This is a genomic window from Parabacteroides sp. Marseille-P3160, assembly GCF_900162725.1.
Lineage (GTDB): Bacteria > Bacteroidota > Bacteroidia > Bacteroidales > Tannerellaceae > Marseille-P3160.
The window spans coordinates 2,734,496-2,752,759 of the sequence record NZ_LT799418.1 but is presented as its reverse complement, the minus strand read 5'-3'; the positions used below and the strand labels follow the sequence as shown (position 1 = coordinate 2,752,759).

Here is an 18,264-nt window from a genome sequence, read left to right as displayed (position 1 = left end):
ATGGAAAAGCATCTGCATATCATCGCCCTTAATGTCCCATGGCCGGCTAATTACGGGGGCGTAATCGACATCTTCTATAAATTAAGAGCCTTGCATGCAGAAGGGATAAAGATTTTGCTTCATTGTTTTGTCTATGACCGTCCCCCTTCGGAAGAGCTAAATAAGTATTGTGAACAAGTCTTCTATTATAAAAGGAAGACCGGGCTCCTTTCCAACCTGAACCTTCTCCCCTACAATGTGTATAGCCGCAAAGATCCGGCCTTGATAGGGAACTTGTTAAAAGACACTTATCCGATCCTCTTTGAAGGACTGCATTCCTGCTATTACCTGTCCGACCCACGGCTGAAAAACCGTTTCAAGGTTTTCCGCGAAAGCAATATTGAACATGATTATTACCGTGAATTAGGAAAAGCGGAGTCCAATCCTGTCAAAAAGTGCTTTTATTACCTGGAAGCATTCCGCTTCAGACTCTATCAGAAGAAACTGGCGGCAGCCGACCTGATGCTTGTCGTCTCTATGAAGGATACGGCCTATCTGAAGCGGGAATTTCCCCGGAACCACATCGAATTCCTTCCCAGTTTTCATAATGACGACCGCATTACGGCCCGTACCGGTAAAGGCGATTTCATCCTTTACCATGCCAAACTTTCGGTCAAGGAAAATGAGAAGGCGGCCGATTATCTGATCCGCCATGTCTTCAGCCGGCTGGAATATCCCTGTGTAATCGCCGGGATGGATCCTCCTCCCGTCCTCATAAAAGCGGCAGCCCCCTACCCTAACATCCGTATCGAGGCGAATCCATCGCAGGAACGGATGGAATACCTGATTCATGAGGCGCAGATCCATCTTCTCGTTACCTTTCAGGATACGGGGCTGAAACTCAAACTGCTGAATAGTCTGTTTGCCGGACGGTTTACCATCGCCAACCAGATGATGGTTACCGGAAGCGGACTGGGGTCGCTTTGCCACTTGGCGGATACGGAAGATGAAATGGTGGCTGCCTGTCGGGAACTAATGTCCCGCAGCCTGACGGAGACCGATCTCGCCGCCCGCACTTCCCTTCTTTTTCCCACCTATTCCAACAGGGAACAGGCGGGAAAATTGGCCGCCTTTATTTTTACGAATATTGAAAGAACGGAAGGAACCGAAAACTGATATCCTTCTAAACACAAAAAGAGAGCAGAATTTCCCAACCCTGCTCCCCTGAATTAATTTTGAAAAAGTGTGTTTATAAAAAAGTAATGTGTTCTTATTTCAATTCTTTTGCGGCAACCAACTCTTCCGCTTTCTTTGCAGAGAAGATGTGTATTCCTTCTTTGTCTCCTTCTTTATAAAAGTTGGCCGAAACGAAATCACCGTTTTTATCTAACTGGTAAATTATTCTTTCCGTAGGAACATCGAATTCCTTTTTACGGTCGTTCCAAGTCGAATAGGAAACATCCATTGTTCCGGTTCTATTATTATACTCCCGGTCGATGCTGGACTGAGGAATCCACTTCTCCTTCTTATCGTCCCAACGGTAGGTTACCTTACGCGTCAAACGTCCGTCCGCATCATAGGAGAAATCGTTTTTTAACTGTTTCACATAATTTCCGTCATCTCCTATGACATATTTCATGGATTCAACTACTTTCCCGTTCACTTCCTTCTTGTCAAAGAAGAAATTTTCCGCATTTACGGATATTGCACTTGTCATTGTGAACGCTAAAACTGCGATTAACATTTTAATTCCTCTCGTTTTCATATTCGTTTTTTTATTGATTGAGATATTGTTTTTCTTATCACACCACAAACATAAGAATAAATATGGTACTATGCAACACATAGTACTAATATTTTATATATTCTTTGCATTGGAATGTTCTAAGCATAATACAATAGTCTATTTTTCATGTATTTAATCATTAAAACAAAAAGTAAATAAAAGAATAAAATGCGCATTTCTACATTCTTTGTACTATTATTAAGACGAAATAAAATGAGAATCGTTGCAAAATCGTTCTGTCATTTATACAAAAAATATTAAAACTAAGATTCGATGAGAAAGGAGGATTGATAATAATAAACAATAAAGTATAAACGATGAACAATAAACGATGAACGGTTTTAAACAAATGACTTACAAAAACTGAAAGTGTGTCAAAGTGAAGTGACCCCCCGAAAGTTTTTTGTCTAACTTTTTGGGGGCAGTACAAAGGCCTATGGAGAGGATGTGCAGGTGCGCATCACATCTGAAAGAGAATAATGATTAATAATTATTAACCAAGGAAAGGCATGTCAAAAGACCATAGGCGTGACTTGCCGGTTGCAAGAAATTGGTGGATGATGCTTAGGTTTTGGTTTTCGGTAAATCCGATTGAGTGTTTGACAGTAGTGAAACAGGTGTTCTACGGCTGTGAAACACGTGTTTGACGGCTGTAGAACACGTGTTCTATAGCCGTCAAACACTCAATTGCGTGGATAAGGAAAACGCATTTAAACTCCAGTTATGTTCGGTGTGGGGGGTAAGGGAAAAAGTTAATATAAGATATATATAGAAATACCTTTTAATTGCTTTATTCATAATGGTTTGATAGGTTTTTTGTTGTTTTGAATATGGACAGTCAAATTGTTAATACACTTGAATTAAAGGTGCATTTTCATGCCCTTTTGAGGGTAATAACGGGTCTATATTTTAATTTGAGGTTAATTTTTTGCTCAAAATAGTCTTATTTTAGATATGAATGTGTACATCAAGGATGCATATTGATGGCGCATTAAAGAGGTATCTACTATCTTATAGGATTATCTAATCCTTTGTTTTTAAAATATGCTTAACCGCATTTTCCATTAGAGGGTTATTAGTGGCTGCTAAAACTATAATTTCATGTATTGTCGGAATATATTTCTGATATTCATCATATACTTTTTTGTATTTTTCAATAATTTCATTCTCGCTTAAATCCATTGTTGTGATTGGATTACGCCCTTTACTTTTTAATAAAGATTCTATACTTTTTGATTCAAGTTCTCTCTTCATCCCTTCTCCTAAAAGGTTGAAAAAATTAGCAGCCAATGTGAGTTCTTCTGAAATGTTTTGAAACAAATCAACACTGAAATTAGTGTTATGTTCTATATTATATCGACTAATGGCGTATTTAGCAAGTGTATTTGCAATATCCACCATATTTATAATTCCTTCTTTATATAGAGGCTCAATATCTACTATTGAGTTATATCCTCTATTCTGATTGGACATATTGTTGACGTTTTTTGTGTACATATCTAAATTAGAATCAAAAGAAGGTAATTCGTCTTGAGATGGCGAGTAATACCAATCGGCAGGTACACCAATAGAAATTAATGAGTTGACGACTGTTGAACTTGCATTCTTCTCACCTCTCTCTATGGCAGAGTAATAAGATTGCTTTATTCCGAGCAAGTCTGAAAATTCCTTTTGTGTCATTTTCAAATGTTCTCTCACCTTTTTAAACTTAGCACCTTTTGCGTTATTTTTTGTGTCCATATTATTGCTTATATCAATATTAGCGTTATATTTGCGCATGAATAAACTATATATAACGCAAATATAAACAAAATCGTTATGGAAAGAACTGAATTGAGAAAAATGCTTTATAGAGGATGCCTCAAAGAAGTTGCTATTGAAGCTGGTGTTACAACCGTTTCAGTCTCCAGGTTTTTCAAAGGAGAGTTTGATAGCATAAAAATAGAATTAGCGGCTCTTAAAGTAGCTAAAAAATATAACGACCAAAAAAAAGAGCTGGAAAAGGGCTTATGGAATTATGCAAAATGAAATAATAAACAATAATAATGGATTATTTATTAGCCATTTGTATATTATAAAGGCTTTTAATATAAATAGGAACAGAGTATATAAATGGATAGAGAGAGGAGTTAATCACATTCCTTTGAATGGAAAAATCTACATAGAATATAATTCTATTCCCAATAATACACGGCGTAAACTCCCCTCTAAAGAAAATCTAATAGCCTTAACAAAGGAGCAGGAATTTAACGAGACAACACAGCAATACTATCGTCAATTAGAGAGAGCGTATCTAAAACAGTATTCTTCTTATTTGCCAGTATATAAGGATTTAAATATAGATTTAGAAAAGGCCATAGACTATGCCCGGCACCATGCCGTATGGGCTGAAATCCTGAATATTCACGGAGATAAAGGCGTACGACCCCAACTGCGTAACCTATGGGAAGCCTACAACCGCCTTTACCCCAGAAAATATGCTTACAACCGAATGAACCCATGTATCAATACATGTAAGAAAGAAGGGATTCAGAGACTCTTGGTACATCAATACAAGATTGATGGGTCTCATAATAAATATGATGAAATTTATACTTATTGGGTTGCTGAGTTACTTCGCAGCGGAAAAAAATACAGCCGTGCGTATATTCATAAGTTTATTTGTGAACTGGCTCGTGAAAACAAGAAAAAAGAACCCTCCCTTTCATCAATAAAAAATTGGGTTCGTCAACTTATGCCAGTTGTTGCTTCCGATCGCTATGGAAGTGATGCTTATAACTACGGTAAATTGCCTTATACATCAATGGAGAGAGCGACGGAATCGGATATCCAATGGCAGGTAGATGGATGGGATTTGCCTTTCTATATGGAAGGATTCCGGCGGCTTACTCTTTTCTGGGTGATAGATGCCTGTAGTGGTAAAGTGGTCGGTTATCAGATCGCACCATCTGAAAACACAGAAACGATATTGAAAGGTCTTGAAAATACTGTTGAAAACACATCCGTTTTGCCTTTGGAGATCGTTTCTGACTGTCACTCATTCAACAAAACAAGCGAGGCCGATTATTTTAAGGATATGCTCGAAAAAACAGCCGGAACGCAATGGACGGCTTCAAGTAACCCACGTTATAAATCATTGGTTGAGAGAAGTTTTAAAACCTTTGGTGAACAATACTGTAAAGATATGCCGGGCTATATCGGGGAAGGTGTAAAAACTAAAAATCCGGACGGCCGTACCTCTCAGGAATTACTGGATCAGTATCAGAAAGCCGGGAACTGGCTGACAGAAGAACATATCCGAATGATAGCCATCAAATGTATCACAGAGTATAACAACGCCAAAGGGAAAGACGGTTTAACCCGGAATGAAAGGTATGAGGCCAAGAAAAGCAAAAACGCAATTAAGATTGACATGCTCGACCGTTTACGTCTGTTTACCCGGACAGCAAAATATAAAGTAAGCCGGGGACAAATCAATATTATTCGTGAAGGCGTACTGTATGAGTTCCAATTAAGAGCATCCCTGTTCAATCAATGGAATGACAAATACGTGCATGTACGTTATGTTGATTTTGATGAAATCTACCTGTTTGAGGTTGAGAATGACCGGTATATAGGAACTGTTCCACGTAAACAAAAGATACACGGGGCATTAGCCGACCAGACGGAAGAGGACAAAGAAAAATTATTCAAGCATAAAGGCCGTTTAAACGGTATTAAAACCGGGAATAAAAAGACTTTCGAAGGCATTGCGAAAGATGCTTTTTCGAGGGATAAGGATGCCGCCTATTCCATCAACCCAAAGTTGAATAATAAGGACTTAATAAAAGAATTTGAGCGTGACGGGGAACTACGCCGGGAGTTGGAGAGACAGGGGGTTTCACTTGAAAATGTAACCAGTTTTCCGAAAGTAAAAGAGGTTAAAACCTATGACCCTGAAGAGGCGGACAGGAAAGCGGTTAAACGCCGTGAATCCCCGATGCTGGCAACAGAAGAGGAAGTAAGAAACTTTGATATTAATAAATACCTGGAGGAAGAATAAACCCGGTGTTACCGTTAATAACACCGGGTAAAGCTTTCCCATTAAAAACGTGAGCATTTATGAGAAATGAATTGACAAATTTACCTGAAAAGGTTGAGATTAAAAAGGCCGTGAACCTGTATTGCAAAGAAAAAACGATCAGTAAAGCTGAATTTGCTGTAAAATCCGGTATCAGTGATGCGACTTTGTCCAATCTTGAGGCGGAGCGCTGGGATAAGTTATCTAATCCTATGCTGATGAGAATCTGGAATTTCTGTAATCGGAATATGGTAGATGATCTATTCTCCACGACAGATTTTGTATCAACATTTAAAATCTGCGATAAAGCAAGAAAGTATCATTTTATGATCGGATTGACTGCTGATACCGGAATGGGCAAGACGACGGCTATCAGCGCATACAGTCGCCGAAAAAACGTTTTTTATGTCTGCTATGACAAAACGATGAATCCCCGGCAGTTCTTCCTGGCCTTGCTTCGTGAGTTGGCCTATCCCTTTGAAAGCAATTTGAATGAAATGATCAACCGGGCGGCAGATGAACTGAATAAGTTGGAAAATCCTTTGGTTATCATTGATGAAGCTGGGAAACTAAATCAGACAATGATCCTGTATCTGCATGTACTCCGGGATAAGGTTTCCGGTAATTGTGGTATAGTGCTGGCCGGGATGCCTTATTTCAAAGATAATATGGTAAAGATGGCGGCTAAGGAAAAAGAGGGCTACGCAGAGTTTTTACGCCGGATCAACCTTTGGCATTCATACGTAGGCCTACAGCCAAAGGAAATAGAGGAAATATGTAAGACACACGGGATCACTGATCCTGAACGTATAAAGGACTTGAAACGTAAACGCCGTTTCGGAGACCTGATGAATGAGATTTATTTGGAAAAAGTAATGAAGGAGGAAATTTGATCATGGAACATAAAGGAGTTGTCTTTAGTAAGAATGGAGTACTTGAAACATTTACTATAACTGTAAATGGCGGCAGTGTTGAATATTTAGATACAATAGATGTCTTATTACAGGCCTTGCATTCCGCCGTGGAAGGATTACAGGATGATAAAGAACGCTATTATATATGCAATATAATCAGGGCTATGCTACCATCAGATGAGCAAGTTGAGCTAATCCGGCAAAATTGTTTAAAATCCGAAACGAAATGAATATGAAAAGAAGCGATCTGAAGCCTACGTTATTCTTAATCCTGGCGATTATAGGAGTACCTATAATGATATTTTCTGTAATTCTGGAAGTTTTGGCGAAATGTATCAGAGCGTTGTCATACGTAATTGTGTCCGATACAGTTAGAGCTAAACGAGAAATTGATGATTTGCTGTATAATTTAATAGATTGACAAATAAAAATGAGACCGATAACATCCGCACAATTAAAGATTATCCATATGCTTTTAGGTCAATTAGATCTTATGGCCCGTAAGCCGGAAATTGTATACAGCTTCACCGATGGGCGAACGGAAAGTAGCCGGGAGATGACTTTAATAGAAGCAAAGTCCCTGATTGAATACCTGAAAGGATCACAGGAAAAGACAACCATTATACGGCGTATATGGCATTTGGCCTATGAATCCGGAATTATTGTACCCGGCGATCATGACGAAAGGTCTATGAATGCCGCCAAACTGGATAGTTTCTGTAAACAGTATGGAACGGTAAAGAAAGCCATCTCCATGCAATCCCTGAAGGAGCTCAAACGCACAGTAAAGCAGTTTGAAGCTATGTATCACAAAAGAAAAGACAAACAAGAGACTTTAGATCAGATAGAAGCATTAAAAGGATATATAAACATTTTCATAAAGCATGAAGACTATGAACGGGCGGCAGAGGCGAAAAAGTTTCTTGACAAACTTACAGAAGAAATCGCACCGAAGCGAAAGAAGGCCGCTAAGGCCGTTTGATTTATCCAAACAAGGCAGACCTCCGCCCGGATAATGATAATTGATTAGAAACGAGTTCAAACAGTGTTTAAACAGTACAAAGATAAAGAGATGAATAATGAAACTAAAAAGAGAACCGTTCGGCTATTTGGAAGTATAGGTAATGATATTGATGGTAGTCGGTTTGCTAATGATCTGGCTGAATTAGACGGAAAAGTAGATCAGATTGATCTACATATCAACAGTCCGGGCGGCAGTGTTGATCAAGGTTATTCCATTGTATCGGTTATGTTATCAATGAAATCAAACGTTGATGTATATATAGTAGGAATAGCTGCCAGCATGGCCGCTGTTATTGCTGTATGCGGAAACCGGGTTAAAATGTATGATTATTCAAAACTAATGATACATGATCCGTATTTTGAAGGAACTGCTTATGAAAAGCTAACGGATAAACAAAAAAAGAGTTTAGACAATATAACGGACAGCTTAAGAACGATTCTTTCCAGACGTGGAAAAACGAAAGAAGAAATAGCAATGTTAATGCGGGAAGAAACTTGGTTTTCTGCGCAGGAGGCTAAAGCTGCCGGATTAATTGATGAAGTCATATCTACTAAGCGCAAAAATGAATTTTCAGGATTATCCAGTGATGATATATATAGTCGTATATCCGCTGAATATCCTTTTAACAAATCAAAAAACAACAATATGGATTTACTAACAGAACTGGCCTCTTTGCTGGGATTAAACAATCCGACAGAGGAAGAAATTATTCAGGCGGTAAAAAAACTTATAGATGGTCAACCGTCCGAAGGTGTGGAAGAAAAATTAGGCAGTGCCCTACGACGAGGCATTATCAATCAAGATTCTTATGCTGATTTATTGGAGATGGGAAACAAAACGCCGGATTCTCTAAATATTTATTTAAGTAAACTTGAAAAGGAATATGAATCCAAATTAAACGAGAAAGTAGATAACTACTTTAAAGAAATCAGATCGAAATTGTATTATGTCAATTACAAGGATAAAGAGGAACTTAAGATACTGGCAAAAAACAACTTTGATTTATTTGTCCGACTAACAAATATCCTGCCCGACAGGAAACCTCTTTCAGAAGAAATTAAAGACACAGAAAAGTCTGGGAAAAACAGCTCCGTTTGGACTTTGGATGATTACCGGAAATATGCACCGGAAGAATTAAAAAAGAATCCTCAACTTTATGAGAGGTTGATAAATAAAGAGATTAAATAACATTTACAAACAATTAAAAAATCATTTAAAATGGAAACTTTACACAAGCAAGTCTGGATCAAACAAATATTAGAGGGTTTCTACCCGGACAGCTCATTTCTAAAATATACGCTTAACTTATCCAGTTTGGTAGAAAATGATGTTATAAATTTGGCAGAAGCCGGCGTTGATCCTAATGTCTTAATAAACAATACTACCTATCCTATAGGAATAATCCAGAGGGTGGATACGCCAATCTCTATTGAATTAGACAAGTTTGAAACAGAGAACACACTGGTTCGTAGGCCCGAAGTTATAGAATACTCATACGATCAGTTAGAAAGCGTCATCAAGGGTCATCGGGCGGCACTAAGATCAAAAACAGCAGAAAAGGCCGCACATGCATTCGCCCCCGGTAATGACACAATATTCACTCCGGTAATAAAAACGACAGGGGATGCGTTCCAAGGAAGGAAGAGGCTTATTTTTGAAGATATTATCGAACTCAAAAACAGATACGATATAGCCGAAATCCCATTAGAGAAACGTTATTTGGTTTTAGCCCCGCAACATGTTTCTGATTTGCTTTTACAAGACGTTAAGATGTTTAAGGATATTACCAACCTAAAGGATGGGAAGCCTTACAATTTTGCCGGATTTAACATGTTGCAGTTTTCCCGGATGCCCGTATATGAAATAGTTGAAGGAAGCTATAAAAAAGTCGCTTTTGGGGCAACGACAACCTCTACCTGCTTTTGTTCATTTTCCTTCCACGCAGATGAAGTGATGAAGGCTGATGGGGAATTATATATGTATGTTACGCGCGATGATCCTAAGGAACGTGGTACAATTATCGGTTTTGATAAGCGATTCATTGCCGTACCATTAAGAAACAAAGGTTTAGGAGCTATCGTTTCGGATAACGCCTAAGTATCTCACCACATATATGCTGACAGTTTGGAGAGAGGTTGATAATATTGACCTCTCTCTTTTGCTTGCATCTGTTGTAAGCATACCTTTGTGAAAAATAAATGGCAAATGGCTTTTGATAACGTAAATGTATTAAGGAGGATTATTGAAGTACAATCTATTGTATTGGAAAATAAGAAAAGGGGAAGAACCCAGAAATGGGTATATAATAACCTGATCAAAGATCAATTTTTCATTTCATTTTCAACCTTTAACCGGTATTTATCTTTAAACGCCAAAAGACTGATGAAAGAAAAGCAATTAAAGTGTAGGTAGATATTTACGTTATCCAGAGGAACCCTTAATTGCTTTTCGAATCAACTCAAAATATGATGCAAAAAAATATTGCATCGTTACGACAAAGGTAATCAAAGATTTATTTCAACCCAAAATCAAATAATAATTAGACGTAACCTTATTAACAAACCTGATTGCCCAATCTTAACTGTTTCGTTTGCCGCTTACATCGGCGGAAGCTCCAGCTTCCGTCGGTGATAAAAGCGAGGCTCCCGCCTCGCAATGATTCTTTTTTTTAAATGATAGGCAAAGCAAGAGCTTTGCTTCCAACACGACTTCATTTGTTCTGCCCCCTACTCCGTGTAAAATAAAAGGAGAAATTATATACCCTTCATATGGTATATGGATATACCTTATTTATGGGATTTCGGATTTATGATAAATAACTACTTTTGCAGCTACGGGAGTTTTCCGTAAAACATAAACCAAAATAGGATGTGATATGGGTATATCCATCAGGGAAGAAAACAGTAAACACCAGATTGATGAAAAAAGGAATCCTTTTATTAATGAGCGTACTTACGCTCCTGACTTCTTGCTCAAATAAGGGAAAACAGGAACAGGCCCCGGTGGGCGACGGATTGACCGGGGAAATACAATTATCCGGCGCATTTGCCTTATATCCGATGATTGTCAAATGGGCCGAAGAGTTTAAAAAATTGCATCCCCAGGTAAAAATCGATATTTCGGGAGGCGGAGCCGGAAAGGGAATGACTGATGCCTTGGCCGGCGTTGTCGATCTCGGCATGGTTTCACGCGAAATCTATCCGGAAGAAGTGGGAAAAGGCGCATTTGCCATACCCGTTGTAAAAGATGCGGTGGTCATAACAATCAATGCAAAGAACCCGGAAATCGAAGCGATCCGTAAAACCGGGCTGAAGCAGGAAGTTGCCCAACGCCTCTGGAACGAGGAAATCAAGACTTGGGGCGAACTGCTGGGAACGGGCAGCAATATCCCCGTACATGTTTTCACACGCTCGGATGCCTGTGGCGCGGCGGAAACTTTTGCCAAATGGCTCGGAAAAAAGCAGGAGAATCTGAAGGCGACGGCGGTTTACGGCGACCCGGGCGTATCGGGAGCCGTGCAGAAAGACCGTGTCGGCGTAGGCTTCAACAACATCGCCTATGCTTACGACCAGCAGAAAAAAGTTCCTTTTGAGAATCTGGATATCTTTCCAATAGACTTTAATGAAAATGGACAGGTAGACCCGGAAGAGAACTTTTACCAGAATACCGATTCGCTGATTCAGGCCATCAAGGACGGCCGTTACCGTTCGCCGCTGGCGCGCGAATTATATGTTGTATCCAAAGGAAAACCGGCAAAACCGGAAGTCATTGAATTCCTGCGTTACATCCTTTCCGAAGGGCAACAATATGCCGGGGAGACAGGATATATCTCCCTTCCGGCGGAGACGCTAAAAACCGAGACAGAACGGCTCAACCCTTAATCCCATCTTGACAAATGTCCATAAACCTACTTAAATTCAGAGTCCTCAAGGACAAGTCTGCCAGAGGGATCATGCTTATCCTGACAGGATTGTCCTTGTTTATCCTCGTCGCCATGGGCGCCGGGTTATATTGGAAATCCACGACCATCCTGTCCGACCAGTCACTATGGAAACTTTTATCCAGTTCGGAATGGAGCCCGATGAAAGGAGAGTTCGGCTTTTTCTCATTCATTGCCGGTTCGATCTATGTGACGGTATTGTCGGTATTGATCGCCCTACCCATATCGCTCCTCACAGCACTTTATGTGACGGAAAACGCGAAAGCGTGGGTAAAGAAACTCCTGTTTCCCGTACTCGACATTCTGGCAGGCATACCGCCGGTCGTTTACGGCGTATGGGGAACATTGGTGATTGTTCCCTGGATTGCCGACTCTGTGGGGCCGAAGTTTGTAGAGTATACGAACGGATATACGGTGCTGGCCGGTGGAATCGTGCTCAGCATTATGATTATTCCCCTACTCGTCAGCCTGTTTGTCGAGATATTCTCCACGGTTTCGAAAGACTATAAAGATGCGTCCGCCTCTTTGGGGGCGACACGCTGGCAGACCTCCCGGTTCATCGTTTTACGCAAAGCTTTGCCGGGGATCATCGCAGCTATTGTACTGGCTATCTCCCGCGCCTTTGGCGAAACGCTGGCCGTTCTGATGGTTTGCGGAAATGTGATCAACATTCCCCGCAACCTTTTTGAAGGTTGCTATCCCCTTCCGGCGCTGATTGCCAACAATTACGGGGAAATGCTTTCCTTGCCGCTCTATGAATCGGCTTTGATGTTTGCCGCGCTGGTTTTATTCGTCATCATTTTTATCTTTAATCTCCTCTCGCGGATTCTCCTGCAGGAGGTTGAAAAACAATTCAAACTATGAAATTCAAGTTTATCGAGGAAAAATTCTTCCATTTTCTCATGTTGGCGGCTACGTTATGCGTATTTGCCTTCTTCGGAAGCATCCTGTGGACAATCATAACCAATGGGATGAAGGCGATGAATTGGGAAATGATTTCGCAGGTACCCGGCGGAGGATTTTATTTAGGCAAGGATGGAGGCATACTGAATGCAATCGTCGGTTCCCTCTATATCGTCGGAGGATCAACGGTTTTGGGACTACTGATCAGCATCCCGGTCGTTTTTTTCATGAATGTATATTTAAAGAAGAAATCGAAACTGGCCTATCTGACGCGGCTCTCCTTCGATGTTCTTTTCGGCATCCCCTCGATCGTTTACGGGGCGTTTGCCTTTACCATCATGATTTTCTTCGGATTGAAAACCTCCCTGTTGGGCGGTATTATTGTCGTGACTTTTCTGATCATTCCGATTTTTATCCGGTCGATGGATGAAGTGGCGCAGTCGGTTTCCAAAGACCTGCTGGATGCCACCTATTCCCTGGGAGCGACCAAACTGGAAACGGGCAAAGTGATCATCCGCCAGATCGCGCCGGGTATTGCTACGGCGACCCTACTGTCCATCGGACGTGCGATCGGGGATGCGGCAGGAGTCATGTTCACCGCCGGATTTACCGACAGTATCCCGACATCTCTGACCCAACCGGCCGCCACGCTCCCCCTTTCCGTATTCTTCCAGCTGAGCAGTCCGATACCGGAAGTGCGCGAACGTGCCTATGCAGCCGCTTTATTGCTTACCATTATCGTATTAATAATAAGCATTATAAGCCGGTTTATCATGCATAAATTCTCTAAGAACAAAATAAAATAGGAATTATTCGTTTCTTTTATAGGGGTAAATATACCCTTTTTATGGTATTGGCGGTCTTTATAAGAGAGGCTAACTTTACAGGCGTAAACAGAATTCATACATGAACCAACAAATTGATCGAATATCGCCGCTTCGTGTGATAAGTCGTAAAAGTAAATTATCTTTGCTGCAGGTAAAAGAGGCATTTTCTTTTTTTCCCAATTTGGATTATCAGCTTGAGGCGATCGAATCATATGGAGATAAGCATAAGCATATTTCGCTAATGAGCAGGATTTCACCCGATTTCTTTACTCGCGAATTAGACCTCGCCGTGATCGGGGGAAGGGCGGATGTGGCCGTACATTCGGCGAAAGACCTTCCCTACCCATTACCGGCGGAACTGGAGCTCGTGGCCTTGCTTGAAGCGTTCGACAAGACGGATGCATTAGTCAGCCGGGACTCTATCCCCCTGCTCCAACTGCCGGCCGGTTCCCGCATAGGCACCAGTTCGGCTACCCGGAAGGCCGAAGTCCTGNGGAATCGTGCTCAGCATTATGATTATTCCCCTACTCGTCAGCCTGTTTGTCGAGATATTCTCCACGGTTTCGAAAGACTATAAAGATGCGTCCGCCTCTTTGGGGGCGACACGCTGGCAGACCTCCCGGTTCATCGTTTTACGCAAAGCTTTGCCGGGGATCATCGCAGCTATTGTACTGGCTATCTCCCGCGCCTTTGGCGAAACGCTGGCCGTTCTGATGGTTTGCGGAAATGTGATCAACATTCCCCGCAACCTTTTTGAAGGTTGCTATCCCCTTCCGGCGCTGATTGCCAACAATTACGGGGAAATGCTTTCCTTGCCGCTCTATGAATCGGCTTTGATGTTTGCCGCGCTGGTTTTATTCGTCATCATTTTTATCTTTAATCTCCTCTCGCGGATTCTCCTGCAGGAGGTTGAAAAACAATTCAAACTATGAAATTCAAGTTTATCGAGGAAAAATTCTTCCATTTTCTCATGTTGGCGGCTACGTTATGCGTATTTGCCTTCTTCGGAAGCATCCTGTGGACAATCATAACCAATGGGATGAAGGCGATGAATTGGGAAATGATTTCGCAGGTACCCGGCGGAGGATTTTATTTAGGCAAGGATGGAGGCATACTGAATGCAATCGTCGGTTCCCTCTATATCGTCGGAGGATCAACGGTTTTGGGACTACTGATCAGCATCCCGGTCGTTTTTTTCATGAATGTATATTTAAAGAAGAAATCGAAACTGGCCTATCTGACGCGGCTCTCCTTCGATGTTCTTTTCGGCATCCCCTCGATCGTTTACGGGGCGTTTGCCTTTACCATCATGATTTTCTTCGGATTGAAAACCTCCCTGTTGGGCGGTATTATTGTCGTGACTTTTCTGATCATTCCGATTTTTATCCGGTCGATGGATGAAGTGGCGCAGTCGGTTTCCAAAGACCTGCTGGATGCCACCTATTCCCTGGGAGCGACCAAACTGGAAACGGGCAAAGTGATCATCCGCCAGATCGCGCCGGGTATTGCTACGGCGACCCTACTGTCCATCGGACGTGCGATCGGGGATGCGGCAGGAGTCATGTTCACCGCCGGATTTACCGACAGTATCCCGACATCTCTGACCCAACCGGCCGCCACGCTCCCCCTTTCCGTATTCTTCCAGCTGAGCAGTCCGATACCGGAAGTGCGCGAACGTGCCTATGCAGCCGCTTTATTGCTTACCATTATCGTATTAATAATAAGCATTATAAGCCGGTTTATCATGCATAAATTCTCTAAGAACAAAATAAAATAGGAATTATTCGTTTCTTTTATAGGGGTAAATATACCCTTTTTATGGTATTGGCGGTCTTTATAAGAGAGGCTAACTTTACAGGCGTAAACAGAATTCATACATGAACCAACAAATTGATCGAATATCGCCGCTTCGTGTGATAAGTCGTAAAAGTAAATTATCTTTGCTGCAGGTAAAAGAGGCATTTTCTTTTTTTCCCAATTTGGATTATCAGCTTGAGGCGATCGAATCATATGGAGATAAGCATAAGCATATTTCGCTAATGAGCAGGATTTCACCCGATTTCTTTACTCGCGAATTAGACCTCGCCGTGATCGGGGGAAGGGCGGATGTGGCCGTACATTCGGCGAAAGACCTTCCCTACCCATTACCGGCGGAACTGGAGCTCGTGGCCTTGCTTGAAGCGTTCGACAAGACGGATGCATTAGTCAGCCGGGACTCTATCCCCCTGCTCCAACTGCCGGCCGGTTCCCGCATAGGCACCAGTTCGGCTACCCGGAAGGCCGAAGTCCTGAAACTCCGGCCGGATTTGACAATCATCGCCATCCGTGGAACGATAGAGGAACGTATCGCACAGGTGGACAACGGTTCCATCGATTCGTTAATTGTGGCCACCTGCGCATTGAAACGGCTTCATCTGACCGACCGGATCACTGAAATACTCCCCTTCAAAACCCATCCGCTGCAAGGAAACCTGGCCGTTATTGCAAGAAAAGGAAGTCCCGTAGCGCCCTATTTCCAGCAGAAGGATATCCGCCGGAAATACGGGAAGGTCATCCTGGTCGGTTTCGGCCCGGGAAATCCGGATTTGCTGACGATTGCGGGAGACAAAGCGCTGGCAGCGGCGGATATCATCTTTTATGACGATTTGCTGGATAAGGAGGCCTTGCATAAATACAAAGGAGAGAAAATCTATGTCGGCAAACGAAAAGACGTGCATAGCCGGTCGCAGGACGAAATAAACGAATTACTCTACGGGGCGGCTGTTTCCGGAAAACAAACAGTACGCCTGAAAGGCGGCGATCCCATGATTTTCGCCCATGGGCGGGAAGAGATCGATTACCTGAAAAGCCGCTTTGTCGAAGTAGAAGTAATACCCGGCATTTCTTCGGGGATCGCACTGGCGGCTTATACGCAGATCCCTTTGACACACCGGGGAGTAGCCTCCTCCGTCGCTTTCGTAACCGGGCATTCCGCCGCCAAACTCCAAACACCGGACGCGGACACGCTGGTTTATTACATGGGAGGCGCCAACGTCGCCTCGATTGCCCGCCGGTTGATCGCCGAAGGTTGGAAGGATACGACTCCGGTTGCTTTGGTTCATAAGGTTTCGCTCCCGGAACAGAAAACGTTCTTCTCTAACCTGAAGGAGCTGACGCATTCGGTCTTCACTTATCCGACCCCTCTGCTGGTCATTGTCGGTGAAGTCGTTTCGTTTGAGAACCGGCAGCCTCAAAACGTACTGGTAACGAGTACGAGCAAGGGTGAATACGAATCCCAACCCAATGTCGTCCATACGCCGCTGATCCAAATAGAAAAGATCCACCCGAACGAACCGCTCCGGGCTGTGTTAGACCGGCTTGATTCCATCGATTGGATCATTTTTACCAGCCGGTACGGCGTTTCCTGCTTTATGGAAGAGCTGAAAGAATATGCTGTGGATATCCGTTCCCTTTCCCATGTGAAATTTGCTTCCGTGGGGCCGGTGACGACGCAGGCGCTGGCCTCCTATTATCTTTATCCGGCAGTAGAATCGACCTCTGAATCTGCGGAAGGGCTGCTCTCCTATTTCGAACAGGAGAAACTGACCGCCCAGCGGATCCTGCTTCCCCGTTCGAAAATCGGGTTGAAACAGTTATCCGGGAAACTAACCCAAATGGGAAATCAGGTTTACGATATTCCCGTTTATACGAATACGGTAAATAGAAAAGCGGAAATCAAAGATCTATCGTCATTTCAGAAAATCGTATTCTCCTCTCCTTCCGGCATCGATGCTTTCACCCGTTTATATGGGAAGCTACCGGAAGGAATCCAATTCATCGTAAAAGGTAAAACGACTGAACAGTCATTAATCAAACATATCAAATGAAACGTTTCAGACCATATAGGGCTACACAGGAAATCAGAGACCAGTATGCAGATATCCATCTGTCGGTTGCGGATTTTATCTATCCCTATTTTGTTGTTGAAGGGACGGGAGTAAAAGAAGAAATTCCATCTATGAAAGGAATTTATCGTTTTTCCGTCGATTTATTACTTGAAGATATACGGGAGTTGCTTTCCGTAGGTGTGAATAAAATTTTGCTTTTCGGCGTTATACCTGCCGAAGAGAAAGATGAAAAAGGTAGCGCCGGCTTTGCAGCGGACAATATCGTCAGCCGGGCGGTACGCGCCATTAAGAAATCATTTCCCGAAGTGATCGTGTTTACCGACGTATGCCTTTGCGAATATACTTCGCATGGACATTGCGGATTGTTGCACAACCATGATGTAGATAACGACAGCACGCTTCCGCTATTGGCGGAGATGGCTTACCAGCATGCCGTTGCCGGAGCGGATTTTGTCGCTCCGTCGGCAATGATGGACGGGCAGGTGGAAGCCATCCGCAAACGCCTGGATAAAGAAAAGTTATCGACAAAAATTCTCGCCTATTCAGCTAAATACGCCTCCGCTTTCTATGGACCTTTCCGTGATGCGGCCGGTTCGGCGCCGTCTTTCGGTGACCGGAAGGCCTACCAGATGGATTTCCGTACCAAAGACCAGGGATTGGAAGAAATTGCGGCGGATATAGAAGAAGGAGCGGACTGGATTATGGTAAAGCCGGCTTTAGCTTACCTGGATATTATCCAGCGGGCATCGGTACGGTTTCCGGACTATCCGTTGGTTTCTTATCAGGTCTCCGGCGAATATGCCATGCTGAAAACCGGAGCCCAGGCAGGCTTTTTCGATGAAGATCGTATTTTCTTCGAAAGCCTGACCTCCATTAAGCGTGCCGGGGCGCAATATATTATTACTTATTACGCGAAAGAATTCGGAAAGAAAACGTCAAAATAA

At 42.6% G+C, this 18,264-nt stretch carries 18 protein-coding genes; 16 read left to right on the top strand and 2 right to left on the bottom strand.

Annotation, left to right across the window (positions count from 1 at the left end; genetic code table 11):
• Positions 1 to 1,155, top strand: coding sequence for a glycosyltransferase family protein (locus BQ8014_RS10940; protein ID WP_080904371.1), 1,155 nt, complete (start codon positions 1 to 3; stop codon positions 1,153 to 1,155).
• 94 nt (positions 1,156 to 1,249) lie between these two features.
• Here the strand turns inward: BQ8014_RS10940 and BQ8014_RS10935 are convergent, their stop codons facing one another.
• Together BQ8014_RS10935 and BQ8014_RS10930 are read right to left on the bottom strand one after the other, a co-directional pair.
• Complete coding sequence (locus BQ8014_RS10935) at positions 1,250 to 1,744, bottom strand: DUF3836 domain-containing protein (RefSeq protein WP_160150080.1); 495 nt, start codon at positions 1,742 to 1,744, stop codon at positions 1,250 to 1,252.
• A gap of 1,044 nt (positions 1,745 to 2,788) precedes the next feature.
• Entirely contained in the window at positions 2,789 to 3,505 is a 717-nt protein-coding gene (locus BQ8014_RS10930; protein ID WP_160150079.1) for a helix-turn-helix domain-containing protein, read from the bottom strand.
• 78 nt (positions 3,506 to 3,583) lie between these two features.
• On the opposite strand from BQ8014_RS10930, the gene BQ8014_RS10925 reads away from it, so the two are divergent.
• The 15 genes from BQ8014_RS10925 to hemB all read left to right on the top strand — a co-directional run bounded on the left by BQ8014_RS10925 (position 3,584) and on the right by hemB (position 18,264).
• Entirely contained in the window at positions 3,584 to 3,793 is a 210-nt protein-coding gene (locus BQ8014_RS10925; protein ID WP_080904368.1) for a LacI family DNA-binding transcriptional regulator, read from the top strand.
• Between the two features lie 115 nt (positions 3,794 to 3,908).
• Positions 3,909 to 5,807, top strand: coding sequence for an integrase catalytic domain-containing protein (locus BQ8014_RS10920; RefSeq protein ID WP_160150078.1), 1,899 nt, complete (start codon positions 3,909 to 3,911; stop codon positions 5,805 to 5,807).
• Between the two features lie 59 nt (positions 5,808 to 5,866).
• On the top strand, positions 5,867 to 6,718 hold the full coding sequence (locus BQ8014_RS10915) for an AAA family ATPase (RefSeq protein WP_080904366.1): 852 nt from the start codon (positions 5,867 to 5,869) through the stop codon (positions 6,716 to 6,718).
• A 2-nt stretch (positions 6,719 to 6,720) separates the two neighbouring features.
• Complete coding sequence (locus tag BQ8014_RS10910) at positions 6,721 to 6,969, top strand: hypothetical protein (RefSeq protein WP_080904365.1); 249 nt, start codon at positions 6,721 to 6,723, stop codon at positions 6,967 to 6,969.
• 200 nt (positions 6,970 to 7,169) lie between these two features.
• Positions 7,170 to 7,721 carry a hypothetical protein gene (locus BQ8014_RS10900; protein WP_080904363.1) on the top strand — a complete coding sequence of 184 codons (552 nt, stop codon included), beginning with the start codon at positions 7,170 to 7,172 and terminating at the stop codon, positions 7,719 to 7,721.
• Positions 7,722 to 7,811: 90 nt separating this feature from the next.
• The gene (locus BQ8014_RS10895) at positions 7,812 to 8,951 is read left to right on the top strand and encodes a head maturation protease, ClpP-related (RefSeq protein ID WP_139785115.1); all 1,140 of its coding nucleotides are present in this window, start codon (positions 7,812 to 7,814) and stop codon (positions 8,949 to 8,951) included.
• A gap of 30 nt (positions 8,952 to 8,981) precedes the next feature.
• On the top strand, positions 8,982 to 9,860 hold the full coding sequence (locus BQ8014_RS10890) for a hypothetical protein (protein WP_080904361.1): 879 nt from the start codon (positions 8,982 to 8,984) through the stop codon (positions 9,858 to 9,860).
• Between the two features lie 821 nt (positions 9,861 to 10,681).
• Positions 10,682 to 11,644: a PstS family phosphate ABC transporter substrate-binding protein gene (locus BQ8014_RS10880; RefSeq protein ID WP_080905929.1), complete on the top strand. Its 963-nt coding sequence runs from the start codon at positions 10,682 to 10,684 to the stop codon at positions 11,642 to 11,644.
• 14 nt (positions 11,645 to 11,658) lie between these two features.
• Positions 11,659 to 12,567 carry a phosphate ABC transporter permease subunit PstC gene (gene pstC / locus BQ8014_RS10875; RefSeq protein WP_087880504.1) on the top strand — a complete coding sequence of 303 codons (909 nt, stop codon included), beginning with the start codon at positions 11,659 to 11,661 and terminating at the stop codon, positions 12,565 to 12,567.
• The gene (locus BQ8014_RS10870) at positions 12,564 to 13,412 is read left to right on the top strand and encodes a PstA family ABC transporter permease (RefSeq protein WP_080904356.1); all 849 of its coding nucleotides are present in this window, start codon (positions 12,564 to 12,566) and stop codon (positions 13,410 to 13,412) included. Before pstC ends, BQ8014_RS10870 begins: the two co-directional genes overlap by 4 nt.
• 100 nt (positions 13,413 to 13,512) lie before the next feature.
• On the top strand, positions 13,513 to 14,010 hold the full coding sequence (locus BQ8014_RS10865) for a type 2 periplasmic-binding domain-containing protein (protein WP_080904358.1): 498 nt from the start codon (positions 13,513 to 13,515) through the stop codon (positions 14,008 to 14,010).
• On the top strand, positions 13,946 to 14,365 hold the full coding sequence (locus tag BQ8014_RS10860; RefSeq protein WP_080904357.1) for a PstC family ABC transporter permease: 420 nt from the start codon (positions 13,946 to 13,948) through the stop codon (positions 14,363 to 14,365). The genes BQ8014_RS10865 and BQ8014_RS10860 overlap by 65 nt, the downstream gene beginning before the upstream one ends.
• The gene (locus tag BQ8014_RS10855) at positions 14,362 to 15,210 is read left to right on the top strand and encodes a PstA family ABC transporter permease (protein WP_080904356.1); all 849 of its coding nucleotides are present in this window, start codon (positions 14,362 to 14,364) and stop codon (positions 15,208 to 15,210) included. Before BQ8014_RS10860 ends, BQ8014_RS10855 begins: the two co-directional genes overlap by 4 nt.
• A 100-nt stretch (positions 15,211 to 15,310) precedes the next feature.
• On the top strand, positions 15,311 to 17,299 hold the full coding sequence (gene cobA / locus BQ8014_RS10850; RefSeq protein WP_080904355.1) for a uroporphyrinogen-III C-methyltransferase: 1,989 nt from the start codon (positions 15,311 to 15,313) through the stop codon (positions 17,297 to 17,299).
• Complete coding sequence (gene hemB, locus BQ8014_RS10845; RefSeq protein WP_080904354.1) at positions 17,296 to 18,264, top strand: porphobilinogen synthase; 969 nt, start codon at positions 17,296 to 17,298, stop codon at positions 18,262 to 18,264. The genes cobA and hemB overlap by 4 nt, the downstream gene beginning before the upstream one ends.